15 protein-coding genes are annotated in these 20,904 nt (G+C 65.1%); 8 read left to right on the forward strand and 7 right to left on the reverse strand.

Features of this window, described 5'->3' with window-relative positions:
• Nucleotide 1 precedes the first annotated feature (1 nt).
• Nucleotides 2-1,393, forward strand: coding sequence for a glycogen-binding domain-containing protein (locus tag WG208_RS01925; RefSeq protein ID WP_337169626.1), 1,392 nt, complete (start codon nt 2-4; stop codon nt 1,391-1,393).
• A gap of 225 nt (nt 1,394-1,618) precedes the next feature.
• On the opposite strand, the gene WG208_RS01930 is transcribed toward WG208_RS01925, so the two are convergent.
• The 3 genes from WG208_RS01930 to WG208_RS01940 all read right to left on the reverse strand — a co-directional run bounded on the left by WG208_RS01930 (nt 1,619) and on the right by WG208_RS01940 (nt 5,112).
• Complete coding sequence (locus tag WG208_RS01930; RefSeq protein WP_337169627.1) at nt 1,619-3,460, reverse strand: hypothetical protein; 1,842 nt, start codon at nt 3,458-3,460, stop codon at nt 1,619-1,621.
• Between the two features lie 61 nt (nt 3,461-3,521).
• The gene (locus WG208_RS01935) at nt 3,522-4,265 is read right to left on the reverse strand and encodes an outer membrane beta-barrel protein (RefSeq protein WP_337170012.1); all 744 of its coding nucleotides are present in this window, start codon (nt 4,263-4,265) and stop codon (nt 3,522-3,524) included.
• Nucleotides 4,266-4,350: 85 nt separating this feature from the next.
• A complete protein-coding gene (locus tag WG208_RS01940; RefSeq protein ID WP_337169628.1) occupies nt 4,351-5,112 on the reverse strand; it encodes a TerC family protein in 762 nt (253 codons plus the stop codon).
• 89 nt (nt 5,113-5,201) lie between these two features.
• Between WG208_RS01940 and queC the strand changes: the two genes are divergently transcribed.
• The 6 genes from queC to WG208_RS01970 all read left to right on the forward strand — a co-directional run bounded on the left by queC (nt 5,202) and on the right by WG208_RS01970 (nt 13,533).
• A complete protein-coding gene (gene queC / locus WG208_RS01945; protein ID WP_337169629.1) occupies nt 5,202-5,921 on the forward strand; it encodes a 7-cyano-7-deazaguanine synthase QueC in 720 nt (239 codons plus the stop codon).
• Nucleotides 5,922-5,928: 7 nt separating this feature from the next.
• Entirely contained in the window at nt 5,929-6,567 is a 639-nt protein-coding gene (gene queE / locus WG208_RS01950) for a 7-carboxy-7-deazaguanine synthase (protein WP_337169630.1), read from the forward strand.
• Between the two features lie 116 nt (nt 6,568-6,683).
• The gene (locus WG208_RS01955; protein WP_337169631.1) at nt 6,684-9,428 is read left to right on the forward strand and encodes a M14 metallopeptidase family protein; all 2,745 of its coding nucleotides are present in this window, start codon (nt 6,684-6,686) and stop codon (nt 9,426-9,428) included.
• 263 nt (nt 9,429-9,691) lie between these two features.
• A complete protein-coding gene (locus tag WG208_RS01960; RefSeq protein WP_337169632.1) occupies nt 9,692-10,297 on the forward strand; it encodes a C40 family peptidase in 606 nt (201 codons plus the stop codon).
• Nucleotides 10,298-10,379: 82 nt separating this feature from the next.
• Complete coding sequence (locus WG208_RS01965; RefSeq protein ID WP_337169633.1) at nt 10,380-12,464, forward strand: S9 family peptidase; 2,085 nt, start codon at nt 10,380-10,382, stop codon at nt 12,462-12,464.
• A 124-nt stretch (nt 12,465-12,588) separates the two neighbouring features.
• A complete protein-coding gene (locus WG208_RS01970; protein WP_337169634.1) occupies nt 12,589-13,533 on the forward strand; it encodes a hypothetical protein in 945 nt (314 codons plus the stop codon).
• Between the two features lie 91 nt (nt 13,534-13,624).
• On the opposite strand, the gene WG208_RS01975 is transcribed toward WG208_RS01970, so the two are convergent.
• Both WG208_RS01975 and WG208_RS01980 read right to left on the reverse strand, forming a co-directional pair.
• Complete coding sequence (locus tag WG208_RS01975) at nt 13,625-14,065, reverse strand: DUF983 domain-containing protein (RefSeq protein WP_337169635.1); 441 nt, start codon at nt 14,063-14,065, stop codon at nt 13,625-13,627.
• Entirely contained in the window at nt 14,062-15,114 is a 1,053-nt protein-coding gene (locus tag WG208_RS01980) for an alpha/beta fold hydrolase (RefSeq protein ID WP_337169636.1), read from the reverse strand. Before WG208_RS01980 ends, WG208_RS01975 begins: the two co-directional genes overlap by 4 nt.
• Before the next feature lie 226 nt (nt 15,115-15,340).
• Between WG208_RS01980 and WG208_RS01985 the strand changes: the two genes are divergently transcribed.
• Complete coding sequence (locus WG208_RS01985; protein WP_337169637.1) at nt 15,341-16,828, forward strand: serine/threonine-protein kinase; 1,488 nt, start codon at nt 15,341-15,343, stop codon at nt 16,826-16,828.
• 51 nt (nt 16,829-16,879) lie between these two features.
• Here the strand turns inward: WG208_RS01985 and WG208_RS01990 are convergent, their stop codons facing one another.
• Nucleotides 16,880-17,593: a carboxypeptidase-like regulatory domain-containing protein gene (locus WG208_RS01990; RefSeq protein WP_337169638.1), complete on the reverse strand. Its 714-nt coding sequence runs from the start codon at nt 17,591-17,593 to the stop codon at nt 16,880-16,882.
• Nucleotides 17,594-17,843: 250 nt separating this feature from the next.
• Nucleotides 17,844-20,726 (reverse strand): M14 family zinc carboxypeptidase, encoded by a 2,883-nt coding sequence (locus WG208_RS01995; protein WP_337169639.1) that lies wholly within the window; start codon nt 20,724-20,726, stop codon nt 17,844-17,846.
• Nucleotides 20,727-20,904: the final 178 nt, after the last annotated feature.

The raw sequence follows: 20,904 nt of genomic DNA on the forward strand, positions 1-20,904 counted from the left end.
TGTGCCATGCGCGCTTTCGGCGGCCATGGCCACGGTCGCGCTGGCCGAGTCGGCCGACGCACAGGTGCGTGGTGAGGCGCCCATCGCACCCGCCGCCACCATCGGCCCGGTCACCGACGCGCCCACGCTGTCGCTGCTTGGCATGGCATCGGTTCCCGACGGCAGTGGTGGCCCCTTTGCGCAGCGCAACGACCTCTGGTTCGGCGCTACGCAGCCGGTGGGTCGTCTGGGCGGGGTGCATTTTTCCGCACTGGGGAGCGGGAACTGGCGTTTCCGCGAAGTGGCCGGCACCGACGCCCAGTCTCAGGGCATCGTCACGCTGCGCGCCCGCACCCGTGTCGGTGAGCAGCGGGTCTGGAGCGCCGTGAGCTATGGCTATGCCGGCTCCAGCGGCAATCCCGGCGCCGGCCTGCTCGGCAATCTGTCGGGCGCCCAGGCCGGTGGCGGCGTGGACACCCGCGGCTCCGACACCACGGTCTCGCGTCGGGTGGATGTCGGCCAGGTTGGACGGGCGGAAGCAGGCATGGTCAGCAACTATGCCGGCATCGAGTTCGCGATCGGCATGTCCGTGGAGCGCGCCACCCGGTTCACCACGCAGACCATCACCGTCGACGAACCCACGGTGACGCGGTCCGCGCCGACCAACGCCGATCGGATCGTGAGTTCCCGATCGGTGCGCACCATGCAGCGTCGCGATCTCGCCACTGGCATCGCCTCGGTGGGGTTCAATACGGGCGCCACCACATGGCTGCTGTCGGTCACGGCTCCCGTGGCCAGCTGGATCAGCAGTGACGCCCTCGCACCGGCCGCCCAACCCATTCCCACGGTCGCCTCGCTGGCCGTGGTGCAGCCCATCACCGGATGGCTGTCGCTGGTGGGCGCCGCCGCCAGCAACCCGGCAACGGTGGGTCCCAATGCGATCCGCGATCAGGTGAACAGTCAGGAAGGCCGTGGCTATCGCAGCTTCTCACCCGTGGTGGCGCTCGGTATCCGCATCTCCCGCCTGCCGGGCCGCGGTCATGACGGAACGCCGGGTGGGATCCTGGCGTTCGAAACGCGCACGCTGGGTGCCGTCGATTCCATCTCCATCGAGCAGGGATCGCTCGATCGCGATCACTCCGAAACCGATACCCTGCGGGTCGTACTGCTCATCGATGCACCGCGCGCCGAGTCGGTGGAGCTCATGGGTGACGCCACCTCGTGGACCGTGACGCAGATGCGCCGTCATGCCAATGGACGCTGGCGCGCCGAACTCAAACTCGCGCCGGGCATGCACCGGGTCATCGTGCGCTCCGATGGCGGCAAGTGGGTGGCACCGCCGGGTCTGCCCGTGGGCAACGACGACTACGGCACACCGGTTGGCATGATCCTCATCAAGTCGCCACGACAGTAGCCCCCCGTTTCACCCCCTCCACGAAACGGAAACGCCGGACGCATCGCGAGATGTCGTCCGGCGTGGCTTTTTGGGGTGAGGTGATGGGTGGTGAGTTTGGGGTTTGGCGTGGAACAGCCGGATTGTGGGACACGAGTCGCGGGTCACGGGACCGTACCCGGCACCCCACACCCGCTGCCCGATGGTTCACCCTCACACCGCAAACCCAAAACCCCAAACTCCTCCTCAGCGCCCGCTCTTCACCCGCACGACCTGGGTGGTACTGTCCGTGCCCCCCGCGCCGCTCACCATCAGCGTCAGCTGATAGTCACCCGACGGCACCGACGGGAAGTTGAGCGTCAGACTGCGCCCCGCTCCTCCGTCGGGACGACCGTTGTCGTTGTACTTGATCGACACCGGCGTCAGCGCCTTGGACAGACCGATGGAGCTGCCCAACCGCTGGAAGAAACTCGCTCCCAGGCGCGTCGCCCGCAGCGAGACCTGCAGCGGCGCCGACGGGCTCGCCGGACGGTACATCTCCCAATAAATGCCGATCGTCGTGCCACCTTCGATGTCCGTCGATCCATACGCCTGCTCGGCGTTGCGCTCCAGCGTGGGCGTCGGCGATGCATCGCCCCGCTGCAGCAGCAGATAGTCCGAAAGGCGGGCGTCGCGTGGCAACGGCTCGACCGTATTGCGGACCCGTGCCGCACGTTTGCCCACAGGTGCCAGCACTTCCACACTGGCCAGCATGCGTGAGGAGAAAGGCACCAGCAGCGCGCCGTTGGCCGCCGCGCTGTCCTTGATCACCTGCACCGGCGCCCTGCCGTCGAATCCATCCAGCGTGAGCGCCGCGGTGTACGGAGCGCGTCCCATCTCCAGTTCGCGCATCAGACGATAGCCACCGGCCAGAATGGTCGTATCCCCACCACGACGGAAACGCGCGAACTGGTGCGGCAACGCGCCGAATCCCGCGGCATACCGGGTGGCATAACGCATACGTGCTTTCTTGCGATTCGGATCCCAGTCGGATGCCGTGGCGCCCGTGGGGTTCGCGATCGCCGACAGCGCCGGCATGAAGTCGTAACTCGGTGTGGGCTCGTGACCGATCACCTGGGGCGGACGGGGATCGGCGGCCCCACCGTTCTGTACCGACCACGCCGTCGGCCAGCCGTAGCGCAACTGCGACTCGAGCAGATCGTCACCCCACTGCAGATCGTAGGGAATGCGCCCCAGCGACTGCACACGGGAGACCGTGAACCGCGAATACCACTCGTTCTGGATGTCGTTGCCCGGCAGCATCCAGAGCGGCTGCGCCAGGCGGAGGATGCGTGCGTTCTCCGCACTCCGACCGGCACACCCCAGTGCCTTGTAGTTCGCATGCATGGCCGGGTCGAGCCACATCGTCAGGTCGGTCCAGACGCACCGTTGCGCTTCGGGCATCTCCGCGAGAGCGCGATCGAATGCGGCCGTGGCGTCGGCGTGGCGATTCAGATTGTGCAGCGCCAACCCCTGCAACGCCGCGCACCACCACGCCGTGCCGGCGCAGGCTCGCGCCGCCGTGAGCGCCACGTCTGGCTGCTGACCCTCCACGGCATACCGCACGCGCATGCCACTCACCCAATCGTCCTTCGGATTCTCCGCCTGCGCGCGCGCCAGGATATCGAGCAACTGTTCGCGTTCGAGCCGCGCATCGGCCCGCTCGGCCGGCGGCGGCACATCGCCATTGTTGTTCCAGTAGCAGATGCGCCCCAGCGGCACTTCGCAGGTCGCATCGGCACCACCGTTGTAGAAACGCAGACCGAGACGGTGACTGCGTTCGAACGCGTCCTGCTGCGTGCGGGCTTCCGCGCCCAACCCACTGATCGTGGCCGGTGTGCCGCGCAGCGGGTCGGTCGAGCGCGAAACCGCCCGGGTGGTGTCCGCGGCTGCTGCGCCCGAAGCCGCCCCGCCGGTGGCCGCCTGCGCAGACATCGCAGCGGGCACCGACATGACGGCTCCGGTGAACAGCACCGTCGTCAGCAGACGACGTACGCCGGGGAACGAGCGGAGGAACGCAGGAATGAACGAACGGAAGATCTGATCCACGAGTCCGGTCTTCTGAGGGAAAGCTGAAGGCGAATCTACTGCCTCAGAAGCGCTGACGGGATCAGAAGGTGAACTTCAAACCCGCCGTCAGCGCGAAGTTGTGCGCAAGATTTCCTTCGGCGCGGAAGCCGATGGCATCTTCCGAGTTGAATCGGCCGATCCAGTCCTTGGCCTGCAGACGCAGCGCCATGCCCGGTGTGAAGCCGACATCGACCCCTACCCCAAGAGTGTAGGCAACGTTCGTCGCCCGCACGTCGAACACGCTCGCGCTGATGTCATTGGTCATGCCGCCGATGCCCGCCGTCGCGAAGGGCGCGATGCCCTCGGGACGTGCGGCCAGGCCGCCCAACTCGATCCCGGCATCGTACATCCACGTCTTGGTCGACCCCACGTTGACACCACCGATGAGCGGCAACCCTATGCGCAGATCGCCCGAGGAATAGGCCAGACTCCCGGTGAGCGACAATCCCTTGGAGAGCGGAAAGCTGCCCTGCGCTCCGATCACGGGACCGTTGGTGTTCTTGAGGCTGGTGCCGATGGGCCCGTCATACCAGTTGCCGCTGATCACATAGCCGGCGAACGGTGTGAGGGATGCGGCCGCACCCGTCTGCTGGGCCGCCAATGGCGACGTGACCAAGCCAACCGCCAGGAGTGCCGAAGCAACCGCGGTAACGACCGAAGTGACCATCGGGCGGCGGCGAACGAAGACAGTGTTCATCGTGAGTGACTCCAGAATAGTGACGCGGAATCCAGGTGCAGAGCGCAGGCCACGATACCTGCGCCCAACGGCCTCCCGCAAACGCATATGCTTCAAGTGTTTCCACGAACAGGATCAGACGGACCGTCCAACGTTGTCCTCTGATGAGGACAGGCGAGCACGGGTACAGGAGTCACCCCGCTCCGCCCGCGGGATGGTCAGCCTGGCCAACATCCCGTCTCCGCGCACGTCCCGCTGCCCGAATATTCAGCATCTCCACGATCACGGAGAAGGCCATCGCGGCATAGGTGTATCCCTTGGGAATGTGCTGACCCAGCCCCTCCGCCACGAGGTTCGTGCCGATCAGCACGAGGAACGCGAGCGCCAGCATCTTGATGGTCGGATGTTCGTCCACGAACGCACTGATGCGTCCCGCCGCCATCAGCATCACCAGCAACGCGACGACGTTGGCGACGATCATGATCGACACATCATCGGCCATGCCCACCGCGGTGATGACCGAATCGAGCGAGAAGACGATGTCGATCACCATGATCTGCGCCACGGTCACCCAGAGGCTGCTCACCGGACGCGCCTGTTGCTGCGCCTCCTCGTCGGGCCCCTCGAGCTTGGCGTGAATTTCGTGCGTCGCTTTGCCGATCAGGAACAGACCGCCGATCAGCAGAATCAGATCACGCCCCGAAATCGGATGATCGAGCACCGTGAACAGCGGCGCGGTGAGCTGCATGACCCACGTGATCGACAGCAGCAGCGCCAGCCGCGTGACGAACGCTCCGGCCAGACCCAGCGAGCGGGCGCGTGGCTGCTGATCCCGCGGCAGCTTCCCCGCGAGAATGGAGATGAAGATGATGTTGTCGATGCCGAGGACCACCTCGAGCACCGTCAGTGTGAGCAGGGAGATCCACGCCTGCGGGTCGGCGAGCCACGAGAGCATGCGGGAAGTCTGCCATGCGTTCCGGAAAGCGCCAAGCCGGAAAGGGCCGTCACCCGCCTGCCGGACGGAATCCGCTACTTTTCGGGGCTATGACTTCGTCCCATGTAACGACCGCGGCGGCCGCACGTCCGGCCGTCGTCCTGCTTTCCGGCGGTCTCGATTCCGCCACCGCGCTCGCGGTCGCGCACCGCGACGGCTACACGCCCTATGCCATGACATTCCGGTACGGTCAGCGGCACGCGGTGGAAATCGATGCCGCCCGTCGTGTGGCCGAGGTGCAGGGTGTCGCGAAACACGTCGTGGTGGACATCGATCTCCGGCAATGGGGAGGCTCGGCGCTCACGGCCGACGTGGAAGTCCCCAAGGATCGTGACGTGGACGAGGTGACGGACGAAATCCCGGTCACCTATGTGCCGGCCCGGAACACGATCTTCCTGTCCTTCGCGCTCGCCTGGGCGGAAACGCTCGGCGCCGACGCGATCTTCATCGGCGTCAACGCGCTCGACTATTCCGGCTATCCCGATTGCCGTCCCGAATATGTCGCGGCCTTCGAAGCCATGGCCAACCTGGCCACCCGCGCCGGCGTGGAAGGTACACAGCGCCTCACCATTCATGCGCCGTTGCAGCATCTGACCAAGGCGCAGATCGTGGCCCTCGGCACCTCACTCGGTGTGGACTACAGCGTCACCACGAGCTGCTACGACCCGACGCCGGATGGCACCGCCTGCGGACACTGCGATGCCTGCCAGTTGCGCCTGCGCGGCTTTGCCGAAGCCGGTGCCGTCGACCCCATTGCCTACGCCGGCTGAGCGACTCGTGGCATACACGGTGAAGGAGTGTTTCTACACGTTGCAGGGTGAAGGCGTGAACGCCGGACGGGCCGCCGTCTTCTGCCGGTTCACGGGGTGCAATCTGTGGACCGGCCGCGAGGCCGATCGCCACAAAGCCACCTGCACCTTCTGCGATACCGACTTCGTCGGCGTCGGCCCCGACGGGGGCAAGTTCGCCACCGCCGAAGCGCTGGCGGCCTTCGTGAAGAGCCGCTGGCCCGCCAACGCACCCGATGACGTGCGGCCCTTCGTGGTGTGCACGGGCGGCGAACCGTTGCTGCAACTCGATACACCGGCCATCGACGCGCTGCACGCCGTGGGCTTCGAAGTGGCGGTGGAAACGAACGGCACTCAACCCGCACCCGCAGGTCTCGATTGGATCTGCGTGAGTCCCAAAGCCGACGCCCCGCTGGCTCTCACCCACGGTGACGAGCTCAAGCTGGTGTTTCCGCAGGACAAGGCGCGCCCGGAACGTTTCGAATCGCTGGACTTCACGCATTTCCTGCTGCAGCCCATGGATGGCCCGCGGGCCGCGGAAAACACGCGGGCCGCGCTGGACTACTGTCTCGCACATCCGCGCTGGCGGCTGTCGTTGCAAACGCACAAGACACTCGGGATACGCTGAGTCTTGCGAGGGACCAGACCCTCATGTAGTAAGACGGATTGAACGACGGATCGAGCTGCACGTTGCCTCTCGTCAGGGTCCCGCCCCGTCCCCCGTCCTCCCAACCCGCTCCGCCCATGCGACCGTCCCGCAGGCCCTCTCTGACGGCGTGCCCACCCCACGCTCCGGCTCTCGCCGAGGCGGCCACCGCTGTGGTCACCGCCGTGGCGCGCGGCGCCGCCCGCTGGCTGGCACTCGGCGCCTTCGTCCTGCCATTCACCGCTCCGGTGTTCGCGCAGAACGCACCGGCCTCGCTGTCGATGCCCACCAAGCCGGCACCGACTGTCAACGCCGCCATCACCACACCGGAGAAGTTCTTCGGTTTCCGCATGGGTGCGGACCGCAAGATGGCACGCTGGGACAAGATGATCGAGTACTACAACCTGCTCGCGAAGCAGAGCCCGCGCATCAAGGTCGTGAATATGGGGCCCACGTCGATGGGCAACCCGTTCCTCGCGGTCTACATCTCGTCGCCTGCGAACCTGGCGCGGCTCGAGACGCTGCGGAAGTGGAACCTCGAACTCGCCGATCCGCGCGGGGTGCCCGAAGCGGAGATCCGTCGCGTGGTGCTGCAGGGCAAGGGCGTCGTGTTGCAGTCGATGAGCATGCACGCCAACGAGATCGGCGGCTCGCAGATGGCGCCAGAGCTCATTTACGATCTCGTTGCGCGCACGGACGCCGAGGCCACACGCATCCTCGACAATGTCATCTCGATCATGGTGCCCAGCTTCAATCCCGATGGGCAGATCCTGATGACTGACTGGTACAACAAGTACCTCGGCACGCCCTACGAAGGCTCCACGTATCCACGGCTGTATCAGAAGTACGTGGGTCACGACAACAACCGCGATGCGTTCATGACCAACATGGTCGAATCGCAATACATGGCGAAGCTGTTGTTCCGCGAGTGGAAGCCGCAGGCGTACGTGGATCACCATCACATGGGCAGCTACGGCGCGCGCATCTTCCTGCCGCCGTATGCGGAGCCGGTGCGCCCCAATGCCGATCCCATCGTGTGGCGTGAACTCGCCTGGTACGGCGCGCACATGGCCGCCAAGGAAGAAGAAGCCGATCTCTCGGGCGTGATCAACGACGCGATCTACTCCGGGTGGGGACATTTCGGATTCCACTGGATCACGCCGTTCCACAACATCGCCGGCATGCTCACCGAGTCGGCGGCCACCTATCTCGCCACCCCCATCGAGATTCCGAAGGAGCGCCTGACCGGCGGCGCGCGCAATCTGCCCAAGTACGAGGAGCAGACCTCGTTCCCGAACCCGTGGCCCGGTGGCACGTGGCGTCTCCGGGACATCGTCGACCGTCAGAAGGTGTCCGCGTGGGCCACCCTCGATCTCGTCGCGCGCAACAAGGAGATGGTGCTCGACAACGCCTATCTCAAAGCCAAGCGGCAGACCGAACGTGGTGCGGCCGGTGCGGTGCGGGCATATCTCATCCCGGTCAACCAGCACGACCCGCTCACCACGCAGAAGATGGTGAACAAACTGCTGGGACAGGGCATCGAGGTGCGGCGGGCTTCACAGGCGTTCACGCACGATGGCAAGCAGTATGCCGAGGGCAGTTTCATCGTGTCCATGGCGCAGCCCAAGATGGGACTGGTGCGTTGGCTGCTGGGACAGACGTTCTACCCCGACAATACCTGGACGCGTGAGCAGAACGGCACGCCGATCCGCCCGTACGACATGAGCACCGACACCATGAATGAATTCATGGGTGTCACCGCGGAACCCGCGGCCTCGATGCCCACCGTGGCCATGACGGTGGTGAAAGCCGATCTCGCGCCGGTGGGCACGGTGAGCAAGGGTAGCAACGGGTATCGTCTGGACGGCAAGCTGAATGACGCCATTCACGCCGTGAATCTGCTCTTCGAGAAGGGCGTGGCCGTGCGCCGGATCGATCGTGCCGCGAACAGCGTGGCGGTGGGCGATTTTGCGGTGGATGCGTCGGCGCCCGACGCGGTGATTGCCACGATCGCGAAGACCACCGGCGTGAATTTCGAAGCGCTCGACACCGACGTGAGTGGCGTCAGTCATGCGATGGTGCGTCAGCGGGTGGCCATGTACGACCGCTTCGGCGGCGGCAACATCGATCAGGGGTGGACGCAGTTCACGCTCGAGCAGTTCGGATTCGCGCACACGAACATCATGGACGCGGAAGTGAAGGCGGGAAATCTCAACGCCCGGTACGATGTGCTGATCCTGCCGTACGACAACGTGGCCACGCTCGTGGGACGTCAGGCGAATGCCGCGGGTGGTGAAGGACGTGGAGGCGGTGGCGGGGGCGGCTTCGGTGGCCCGCAGGTCCCGCCGGAGTATCGCAGCGGGATGGGCGAGGAGGGTGTGGCGGCGATCAAGGCGTTCGTGCAGGCGGGCGGCACGCTCGTCACGTTCGGCGAAGCGGGCTCGCTGCCCATCGAACGGTTCGGACTGCCCGTGCGCAATGTGGTGGCCGGCAAGACCAACCGGGAATTCTGGTCACCCGGCTCCACGTTCCATGTGAACGTCGCGAACACCAACCCCCTCGGCTACGGCATGCCCTCACAGGCGCTGGCCGTATGGCTGATGGGCTGCCAGGCCTACGAAGTCACCGACCCGGCGGTGAAGGCGGAAACGATCGTGTCGTACGCCGACAAGGACCTGTTGCAGAGCGGATGGTTGAACGGTGAGTCGGTGCTCAACGGCAAGGCCGCGATGTTGTCGGTGCCCTACGGCAGCGGCCGGGTGGTGCTGATCGGTTTCCGTGCGCAGCACCGCGCGCAGACGCATGGCACCTACAAGCTGGTGTTCAATGCGCTGATGAAGTAGGACGGCCGTTGACGCAGACGAAAGTGCCGGCTCCGGTCTTCCGGGGCCGGCACTTCGGCTTGATCCCGGCCGCATCGTCCCTCGAATGGCACGGGATTCCCGGAGGCAGGCACTCGGCTGTTGTCCGGTTGACCTAGACCGAACCGAACCTTTCCCGCACTGTGACGCCGCCCTCTGGCCAGGCGTCAAACCGCGGGATACCTTGTGTATCTCCAGCCCGTCACCGGATCACCCTCCACCCGGCCTGCGCGCCTCGCCCTATCGTGCGTTTCCGCTCCGCCATCCTGCTCTCCGCCGTCACCGTGGCCCTCGTGGCCAACGTGTCGTCGCTGCAGGCCCAGGAGCTGAATGGCATCCCCAAGGGTGATTCGAAAGCCGCCGAGCCGGTGCTGGAGTCGCGCAAGCCCTTCGCGGCCTTCAGCGCCTCCGCGGAGCGCCTCCGCGATGGCATCGTAGAGAGAGCCCGGGAATCGCTGGGCACCAAATACAAGCTCGGGGGCTCCAAGGCCGGTGTGGCCCTGGATTGCAGCGGCCTCGTTCGTTACGTCATGGGCGCGCTCGACATGGTGCTCCCCCGCACCGCCCAGGGCCAGTCCAAGGTCGGCGTGGAAGTCCCCAAGGACGTCGCCGCCCTCAAGCCGGGTGATGTACTCACCTTCGGACGCGGCAAGCGCATCTCTCACGTGGGCGTTTATGTGGGCGACGGCAAGATGATCCACGCCTCCACGTCCAAGCGCCGCGTCATCGAGACCAGTCTCAACCAGCGCTCCTCGCTCATCCGCCAGTGGCAGGGCGTCCGTCGGTATGTCGACGGCTCATCGAAGGCTTTCGGCGACTCCATCCTCGCCTTCGCGGATTCCCTGAGGTAGTACAGGGCCGCAGTGCTCCACCGCGCTCGCCATCGGCGAGCACGCGCGATATGCTCATCGGGTTCCCTTCTCGGAGGCTTCGATGCTGCCCCTCCCCGTCCCCAGCGCTGGCCTGGGCGGACTCCCCGCCCGTGCGCTGCTCGTGGTCGCCCTGCTGGCACCACCGCTCGCCATCCCATCCGCGGCAAACGCCCAGTCCACTCCCCCGAAGGACCGGCTCACCATCGCCGATTACTTCAACTGGGAAGACGTCGCCAATCCCTCACTCTCTCCCGACGGCAGACAGATCCTCTACACCCGCACGTGGATCGATCAACTCAACGATCGCCGCGAGTCGTCGGTGTGGATCATGAATGCCGACGGCACGAAGAATCGCTTCCTCGTGAAAGGCTCCAATGCCAAGTGGAGCCCCGATGGGTCCCGCATCGCCTATGTGGCCACCGGTGAGCCCACCGGACAGCAGATCTGGGTGCGTTACATGAACGCCGAAGGCGCCACCACGCAGATCACCCGTCTCACCGAATCGCCGGGTGACGTGGAATGGAGTCCCGATGGCACCACGCTGGCCTTCGGGATGCTCGTGCGGCAGAACGACGAATGGCGCATTCCCATGCCCGCCGCGCCCAAGGGCGCCAAGTGGACCGAACCGCCGCGTGTGGTCACCAAGGTGAAGTACCGCGCCGACCGTCAGGGCTTCCTCGAGAACGGGCTGCGTCAACTCTTCACCGTGCCCGCCGATGGCGGCACGCCCCGGCAGATCACCACCGGCGACTGGGCCGCCAACGGCACCACCTGGATGCCCGATGGCAAGGCGCTGCTCTTCACCTCGCTGCGCACGCCCGACAGTGAATATGCCTGGCGCGAAAGCGAGATCTACAAAGTGGATGTCGCCAGCGGCGCCATCATGCAACTCACGCACCGCAAAGGGCCGGACAACAATCCCGTCCCCAGTCCCGACGGCAAATACATCGCCTACACCGGCTACGACAGCACCGACGCGACCTGGAAGGACGCCGCCCTGTACATCATGGATGCGAACGGCGGCAACGTGCGCGTGCTCACCGAGAAGCTCGATCGCTCACCCAGTGGCCTGATCTGGTCGCCCGATGGACTCGGCGTGTACTTCAACGTCGAGAGCGAAGGGTCGCGCAATCTCCATCATGTCTCGCTCAAGGGTGACATCCGGCAGATCACCCGAGGCGCGCAGACGCTCACGGTGAGCGATATCGGCAAGTCGTTCCTGGCCGTGGGGGTGAACAGCACCGCGCTTCAGCCTACCGACATCGTGGCGTTCGACGTGCGCACACCCACCCTGCGCAAACTCACCGATGTCAACGGCGACGTGCTCGCCGGCAAGAAGCTCGCGACGACCGAGGAAGTGTGGTACACCTCGGCCGACGGCATGCGCATTCAGGGGTGGATCGTGAAGCCTGCCGACTTCGACGCGTCGAAGAAGTACCCGCTGATGCTCGAGATCCACGGTGGACCGCACAGCATGTACAACGTGGCCTTCAATTTCGCGCGACAGGATCACGCCGCGCACGGGTACGTGCTGCTCTACACCAATCCGCGCGGCTCCACGGGCTATGGCAGCGCCTTCGGCAATGCCATCAAGAACGCCTACCCGGGCAAGGACTACGATGACCTCATGGCCGGCGTGGATACGGTCATCGGGCGCGGATACATCGACACCAATCGTCTGTACGTCTTCGGCTGCTCCGGCGGCGGTGTGCTCACCAGCTGGATCGTCGGCCACACCGACCGCTTCTCGGCCGCCAGCGCCAACTGCCCCGTCACCAACTGGGTGAGTTTTGTCGGAACGACCGATGGCTCCAACTGGTATTACAACTTTGCGAAGTATCCCTGGGACGACCCCAGCGAGCATCTGCGGCGGTCGCCGCTCATGTACGTGGGCAACGTGAAAACGCCCACGATGCTCATGACCGGTGTCAACGACCTGCGGACGCCCATGGGGCAGACAGAGGAGTACTACGAGGCACTCAAGGTCCGCAAAGTGCCCACCGCCATGGTCCGCTTCAACAACGAGTGGCACGGAACCAGTTCGACCCCGTCGAATTTCCTCCGCACCCAGCTTTATCTGCGCAGCTGGTTCGAGAAGTACCAGCAACCTCCCTCGGCGACCAAGGTCACCCAGGAAGAGCGATAGCTGAAACACAACGTGCGGCAGATCACCAAAGGCCGATCGAAAGGTGATCCACGATACTTTCACGGAACGCCTGAGACCGGTACGTTCCTGCCGCACGTTCCTGTTTCCACTTACCCGCACTTCCATGCCCCTTCAGATCCGCAGCGCCACGGCAGCCTCGCTGCTGCTGGCCGCCTTTGCGGTCTCCGCCTGCACGGACACCGCTTCCCGTGCCCGGGCCGATTCTCTCGCGGTCGCCCTTGCCTCGGCCAGCGCCGAGCGTGACTCGCTGCAGGGTCTCGTGCAGGGCTCCAGCGCGGACAAGGACCGCGCCCTGGCTCAGGTGGTCGAAGCCTCCCGGTTTGCCGACCAGGTGGACGCCGAACTCCGTCAGGTCCGGGGTCTGTCCTCCAAGGTGGGAGTCAATACCACCGACGAATCGGGGAAGACCGAGGCGGAAGCCGCGCAGCGGGACATCCTGGATCGCCTGAAGCAGATGCGTCAGCGTCTGTCGGCCCGCCAGGCCCAGGTGGAACGCCAGCTGGCCGACCTCCGGCGCATGCAGGCCGACTCGTCGGCGGCGGCCACCCTCCTGGCCGATCTCAATGCCCGGCTGTCGCAGCGTGACCGGGAGATCGCGGCCTTCCAGGATGAAATCCGCCAGCTCCGCACGGCCAACGAAACGCTCACCGCCGAAAAGGCCGTCCTCACCGATACGGTGAAAGCCATGGACGTACGTGAGAACCAGGTCTTCTACACCATCGGTTCGCGCCGCCAGCTACTGGCCGATGGCGTCGTCGCCGAAGAAGGCGGATCGCGCGGGTTGCTCATCGTGAAGCTCGGGAAGACGCTGGTGCCGGCCCGCACGCTCGACGAGACGCGCTTCACACGCGCCGATCGCCGCGATGTCCTCACCATTCCCCTCCCGCGCACCGACCGGGCCTACCGCATCGTGTCACGGCACGACGTGGGACTTATCGAAGTCGCCAAGAAGGAGAAGGACGGCTCCTTCCGCGGGGAAAGCATCCGCATCACCGATCCGGCAAAATTCTGGGGCGCCTCCCGCTATCTCATCATCACCGAGAAGTAGCGGGCAGCAACCGGGTCTCCGGAAAAACGACGCGGCGCGCACCGATGGATGGTGCGCGCCGCGTTTTTCTGTGACGGCTTTCCTGGGAAGTTCAGATCTGGGGCAGCTCCCGCTCTCCGTGGGAGCCGTCCTCGCGATGCCAGTGCAGCTCCTCGCGTGTCATCGGACGCACCGCCAGATCCACCGCCAGAAAGGTGGTTTTTGCGAAGGGATAACAGACCACACAGCCGGTGAGCATCAGGGCGGCCGTGACGTAGGTGATCATCTCCCACGGCGGATCGGGCCAGGTCATCACCACGAACGTGCCCACACACACCGCCAGGATCATCTCCACGGCGATGAGATTGAACAGATAGGCCCCGATGAAATAGTCGCCTTCGCCGCGCTGCAATCGCATGCCGCAGGTGGGGCAGTGTTCACGAAACTCGAAGAAGGACCGGAAAATGCCCCGTCCCCCACACTGAGGACACCGCAGCCGCGCGGCGCGTGTCATCAACTGCCAGGTGGTCGGACGCGTGGTGAAAGGACTCATCGTTCTGGAAGGGTGCGGAGGAACGCCGAGAGATACCTGCCCCAGATACGCGGCTGCGAATGTGTGCCATGACCGCGCGTCTCGGATGAAATGGGCAGGAGAATGAACCGCGTGCGGGGCATCTGTGCGGCAAGCTTCTCGGCCAGCCCCAGCTCAGGCGGATTCACCTGATCATCGGCCGAATTGATGAACAACGCGGGCGCCTCGATCTCCCGCAGGTGGGTCGAAGGATCGTAGTCGCGCGATGCGTCGAACTGATAGAGAAAGTCGTTGGCGTCGGTGGTCCGCATGCGTGCATCGAGCCAGGAGCGAATGACGGAATCGGCCTTGTCGCGCGTGGGAGCCTGTGTCTGCTGAACCAGGGGCGCACTGGACATGATGTACAGCAGCATCTGCGCGGCCTTGAGTCCCGGCGGCTGCGTGCGGTACTCACCGCCCTGCCAGGCCGGATCGTCACGAATGGCGTCCATGGCCATGGTGCGGATCATGCGATTGCGCCCCGCGATCTGGGACGGCACACAGGCCAGCGGCACCAGGCCATCCATGAAACCGGGGAAGGTGTATCCCCACATCCACGCATGCATGCACCCCATCGAGGTGCCCATGATGAGGCGCAGATGATTGACGCCCAGGTGTTCGGTCAGCAGCCGGTATTGGGCCGCCACCATGTCGGTATAGCCATACTTCGGGAAGCGCGCATGGTCGCCGTCACTGGGCTTGCTCGAGCCCCCGTGACCGATCCCGTCGGGCAGGATGATGTAGTACCGGCTGCTGTCGAGCAGCTTGCCGGGGCCGAACAGCTCGCCCGCATAGGTGGCCGACAGGAACGACCGCCCGCTGCCTCCCGTCCCATGCAGCACCATCACCGCATTGCGGACGGTCCCGCGGGCATCCTTCCGGGGCGTCCCCAACGTCGTGTAGTGAATGCGCAGGTCCCGGAGCGACTCGCCCGTGTGGAAAGTGGTGCTTCCCAGCAGCGCATCCCCCTGCTTTCCGGCCTGGGCCCAGCCCGCGGCCGCCGGGGGCTGCGTACCCGCCTGCGCATTCACCCTCACCGGTCCGACCAACAGAAGGAAGGCAGGCAGTCCGCCTCGGAGGACTCTCCTCACGAACGGCCGAGGCCAATCGGGCAGGGAACGCGAAACCGGAGGCATGTGTGCAACATACCCAAAATCTGCCCGAAAGCGGAGGAACCGAGCTCGACCATAACTCTCCACCCGACTCCTACCTGTCGATGCGCTTGCCTTCAGCACTGAGACTGATAGGTTCGCTCCTGTGAGCCTACGGAAGAGCTGTCCCAAGTGCGGGGAGACCTACGACGAATCCATCGCGTTCTGCGCGAAAGACGGGTCTTCCCTGATCGTCGTCGACGAGAGCGGCCTCATCGGCAAGATGATCGGCGGACGCTACCGGGTGATCTCGCGCATCGGCGAGGGAGGGATGGGCCAGGTCTATCTGGCCGAACACGTGCGCATGAAGCGCAAGAGCGCCATCAAGATCATGCGCCCGGCGCTGCTGCACGAACAGGAAGCACTGCAACGTTTCACGCGCGAAGCCGAGAACGCCAGCAAGATCACGCATCCGAACGTCGCGGCGATCTTCGATTTCGGCGAAACCGATGACGGGCTCGTCTATCTCGCGATGGAGTTCGTGGACGGTGAATCGCTCGCCGCCACGCTCAAGCGCGAAGTCGCTCTCCACCCCGTGGTGGGTGCCGACATCATCGCGCAGGCGGCCGATGCGCTGCAATCCGCTCACGACCTCGGCATTCTTCATCGCGACATCAAGCCCGACAACGTGATGGTGTCGAAGCGCACCGACGGCACCTTCGTCGTGAAGCTCGTCGACTTCGGCATTGCGCGCACCATGGAACGCGGTTCGCAGCAGGTGACACGCACCGGCTTCGCGGTGGGCACACCCGAATACATGTCCCCCGAACAGCTTTCGGGGGATGTGCTCGATGCACGTTCCGATCAGTATTCGCTCGCGCTGGTGGCGTTCATGGCGCTCACGGGCCATGAAGCTTTCGTGAGTGCGTCGTCGAAAGAATCGCTGATTGCGCGTCTGACCAGCCGACCGCGGCGTCTCGACGAAGTACGCAGCGATCTGGATTGGCCGGCATCGTTGCAGGATGTCTTCGACAAGGCGCTCGCTCCCGATCCGGTGGATCGATATCCCGCCATCGCGGACTTCGGCAACGCGCTGGCCGACTCGGTGTCGGAGATGACGCCGACGCAGACGGCCGAGATCTACCGGCACGCACTGGGGCAGCGCATGAGCAGTGTGGCGTCGCGCACGCCCCACGAAGCCTCGACGGTGCGGACTCCCGCCAGTGGCCACGACCCGCAACGCCCCCGCGCACAGGCCGCCGAACCCGTGCGTCGTGCACGCAAGGACCCCGTGCGCATGGGACGCCGGCGTTCGGTGTTTCCGTACATCATGCTGGCGGTGGTCTTCACGTACGGGCTGTGGTGGTATGGGTCCACGCAGCCCGAAGGAACCACCATGCACAACCTCTCCGACCGCATCGGCGCCGTGTCGGGGAAAGCGCGGTCGACGATCGCGGGATGGATCGGCTCGGATTCCACGGCCACGGAGACTGGCGTCACGGCAGCACCGACCGAGCCCACCCCGAAGCGCACACGCCGGCGCACGTCCGACGCACCCGCTCAATCGTCGCCGGCGAAGAAGGCCGACAGCGCGGTGACGAAGAGCGATTCCGCTGCGGTGAAGCGGGACAGTGTGGCCACGCCGCCGGGTTGACCGAAACGAGTGAAGAGGGCGCCGCCCTGTCGCCGCGCCCCCTTCCCCGCGTCACTGTTGGCGTCGCAACGTCGCCGTCACGGGGACGGTGATCACATGACAGAGGTCCCGTCGCACGAGGATATCCGTCGCGGTCCAGGGTGCGTATCCCTCCGCGCGTACTGTCACCGTGTACCGACCCGCCCGTTCGTACACGAGGCCCAGCTTCATGCCGGGGAGCAGACTGTCGGTCCGGACCGAATCGCGGAAGGCGCCATCGGTGGCAAGCACCCGGACATTCCGGAATGTCGCACGGCCCGGATCGATCGAGTCGACCAGTGACACGGTCATGGCCGACAATGCCACGGCCGTGCAGGCGATATTCGGCATCGATACGCGCAGGGTCACCCGATAGTCCGCGGGATCGATGGCACGATCCGATCGCGGCTCCGGCGCGAGCCCCACGAGATGTACGAGATACCGGCCGGCCACCGCCTGACGCGGCTCGATGTGGGTATTGAGGCGCAGTGTATCCACCGCGCCGTCCTGTCGCGCTTCCAACAGGACTTCGGCATTGCCCGACCACACACAGACCACATCGCGCGCGCAGCGTGAATCGTTGAGGACACCGAGCAGCCGGATATTCAACGCCGCACCGTCGATGGTGACCGCCGCATTGCTCCGGATGATGAACTCGTCGTCGAGCGGCGCCGTATGGCTTTCCGTTCGACATCCCGCCTGGGCGATGAGGGCGACCGCCAGAGCGGTCCTGAGGATCGATCGCATGGACACTCCGTGAGCATTCGGTGAAGAATCGTGAACACGCTGCGATACCCGGCAACCGGGAAACCCGTCATCGCGTCGTCACGGCGGCCCCGTGATCGATCTTCCCGGCCCCCGACGCAGACGAGGCGGCTCCCGTATTCCGGAGCCGCCTCGTTGCTGTTCAGCGCGGTATGCAGCGCGATATGCAGCGCGGTGTTCAGCGCCGCTCTTCAGATGTTCCGTCCACGTCGCTCAGACGCGGATCGGCATCTCACTTCCCGGCGTCGAGATCGTTCCAGTTGAGGATCGTGTTGAAGCCGAGGAAGAACGTGCCCTGCGTCTGCCAGCGCCAGAACGGACGGATGGCGAACATCACGACGTGTCCCTTGCCGATCGGCGCATCGACGAGCTGCGCGCGGTTGGCCAGCGCTTCACCACCGGCGAGCGTGCCGGAGAGCAGCATGTCGGACGCATTGGCCGGGAACTGCATGATGACGCGCGGACGGGTGCCATCGATGCTGGTGGCCCCGCCGAACATGCCCGCACCGCCACCGCCGCCGCCGCCGAAGCCGCCGCGACCACCGGCACCGCCGGCCGCACCACCGCGACCCGCGGCCGGTGTGCTCACCGAATCCGGCTTGTTGAAATTCCACGTGGACAGCTGGAGCGGCTGCGCGTTCGGCGTCACGTTCTGCGCGAGATTCGCACCCGCCGCACCCTGGAAGCCGGCAAAGAGACCCGCCGAACCGCCGACGTTGATCACCGGATCCTGGTTGAAGTACACCGGGAGCTGGTTGTCGAAGCCGTACGCGATCGGGCTGTTCTTGTCCGACACGATGCCACGCATGATCGAACCGCGCGCGAAGAGCTGGCTCGGCGATTCGATGGTGATGCCGCTGGTCAGATTGTACGCCGGGAAGATGGAGGACGTCGAACCCTCCACGATCAGCGTGCCACCGGCCTGCACGAACTTGTACAGCTCGGTCAACCCTTCGATGCCCATGCCGCCACGGATGTCGTCTGTGCCTTCCAGCGCCCCGAGGTTGGGCGTCTTCGCCGTCTTCCTGTACGGCAGCGGCGTGTCGCCGTTCTTGATGATGCCCGCGATGTGCGACTGCGCACTGCCGCCCACGTGCGGATAGATGATCACGTCGTACTTGGCGCGCAGATTGCCTTCACGGAGACGGATGTCGCCGAAGTAGGTGTAGGGCACGCCGTAGTTGTCGAGCGCGGCACGCACCCAGCCTTCGTCCTGCGTGCGCTGCCAGGCGTGCACATACCCGATGCGCGGCAGATCGAGTTCATGCTGCTTCACCGTCGGCGCCGACGCCACGGCCACCGCCGAGATGCCCAGTTCCTTGAGCGACGCCTCCATCTTCGCCCGATCACCCGCGGGGACGATGAACGCGCCCGGCTTGAACGTGCGGCCACCGGCCTGGAACTCCGCTTCGGCCGCGAACATCTTCGTGGTCGCGAAGTTCGTGCGGAACTTCATCAGGTTGTTGTCGGACGTGTGTTCGATGACGAGCACCGGACCCGAACCTTCGATGCCACCGGTCGCCACCACCTTGCTGGTCACGGCGTCCATCGGCTGCGTCAGGATGCTCTTGTCGGCGATCGGGAAGATCGCGACGTTGCGCATGAACTGGAACGTCCAGCCCGTGTCGTCGTACGGACGCGGATTGGCCGGCGAGTAGTTCTGGATGCTGAGATACATGTCGGCCAGCGTGCGATATGGCTGATCGCCGCGCACGATGTAGTCGCCCGGCTTCACGCTCACCGATCCGACGGTGAAGGCCGACGTGGCCCGGTGCAGTTCGAGCCCCTGCTTGCGCAGTTCGTTCACGGCATCGGCCGCATCCGCCTTGCGGCGCTGGCCGGCCGGGATCACCCACGCGAACGGCCCGTCGCCGGTCTTGCCCTTGTCCACCGCGCGCTTGTTCTTGATCCAGTAGTTCTCGAGGTACATCGCCCGGTTGTCGGCGAAGTGCTTGAGCGAGATGAGCACGCCCGACTGCTGGATGTTGACGTTGTTGCGCGGGCCCCACTTGATGAACGGCAGGGGCGGATTCGGACGGAACCACTCCTTGCTCGTGGTCGTCGGTCCCGGACGCACTTCGTAGTTGTCCGGGCCATAGCTCTGCACTTCGTAGAACCGGCCGATGGCGTTCTTCGTGTGCGCCACGAAGAACATGTAGTTCGGCGTCCAGCCGTCGTAGAAGCCGTACGTGAACACGCCGGGCACGCCGCGCTTGGTCATCTCCCGCACGTCTTCGATGGCCATCGTCCACCACTCGTTCACCGTGATGGGATCGACGGCGTCGTTGTAGGGGCCCGTGCCGGTGGAGCTGTACAGATAAGTCTGCGCTTCGTGCAGATCGTGCATGACCTGCGGCTTCCACTCGAGGAAGAAGTCATTCACGTGACGCGTCAGCGCGAGAAACTGCCCCATGCCGTCGCGGTTGTTGTCGTGCGCGACATACTTGCCCCAGTACATGAGCGGCAGGCGCGTGAGACCGGGCGCGAGCGTCTTGTTGTAGTAGTACGTGTCCACCTGCTTCTCACGACCGTCGACTTCGATGACCGGCGTGATGAAGGTGATGATGTTGTTGCGGATCGCCTGGATGAACGGCGTCTCCTCGACGATCAGGCGGTAGGCGAGCTCCTGCAGCATCTCGGGACCGCCGTTCTCCGGCGAGTGCATGCCGCTGGTGAGCCAGTAGATCGGTTTGCTGCTCTTGATGAGCCGCTGCGCATCGGCCTCGCTGGTCTTGCGCGGATCGGTGAGCGCCGCCAGTTCGCTCTTGTACTTGTCGAGGTTCGCGATGGCCTGCTCGTCGCCGATCGCGAGCACGACCATGTCGCGGCCTTCTTCGGTCTTGCCGATGGTCCAGTACTTCGCGCGCGGTGAGGCCTTGGCCAGCGCTTCGAAGTAGCGGTGAATGTCCTTGGCGTACGTCAGCTCGCCCGGGGTGCCGACGATACGACCATGGAACTTGAGGGGCGTGGGCACGGTGCTCGAAGCCGGCAGGTGGTCCACCAGCTCGGTCGTGATGCGAGGATCCTGGAGATACTCCTTGATCTTCGCGGTGTACTCCTGATCGATCTGCTGCGCACCGCCCTGCGCCGCCAGTGGCGTCGCGGTCAATGTCACGGTCAGTGTCAACAGAGCGAGCGCATGGCAAGACGATCGCCATGTCCAACGCCGGGGGGTTCCACGCAACATCAGGGGCTCCGCATTGTGGAGGGGGGACGGGGATCACGATCGTCTGATCGTGCCCATGTTCATGCTACGCACAGATCCGGTCTGGCGCTTACCCCCTCGGCGCTTT

Origin of the sequence: Gemmatimonas aurantiaca, assembly GCF_037190085.1 — a bacterium.
Taxonomy (GTDB): domain Bacteria; phylum Gemmatimonadota; class Gemmatimonadetes; order Gemmatimonadales; family Gemmatimonadaceae; genus Gemmatimonas; species Gemmatimonas aurantiaca_A.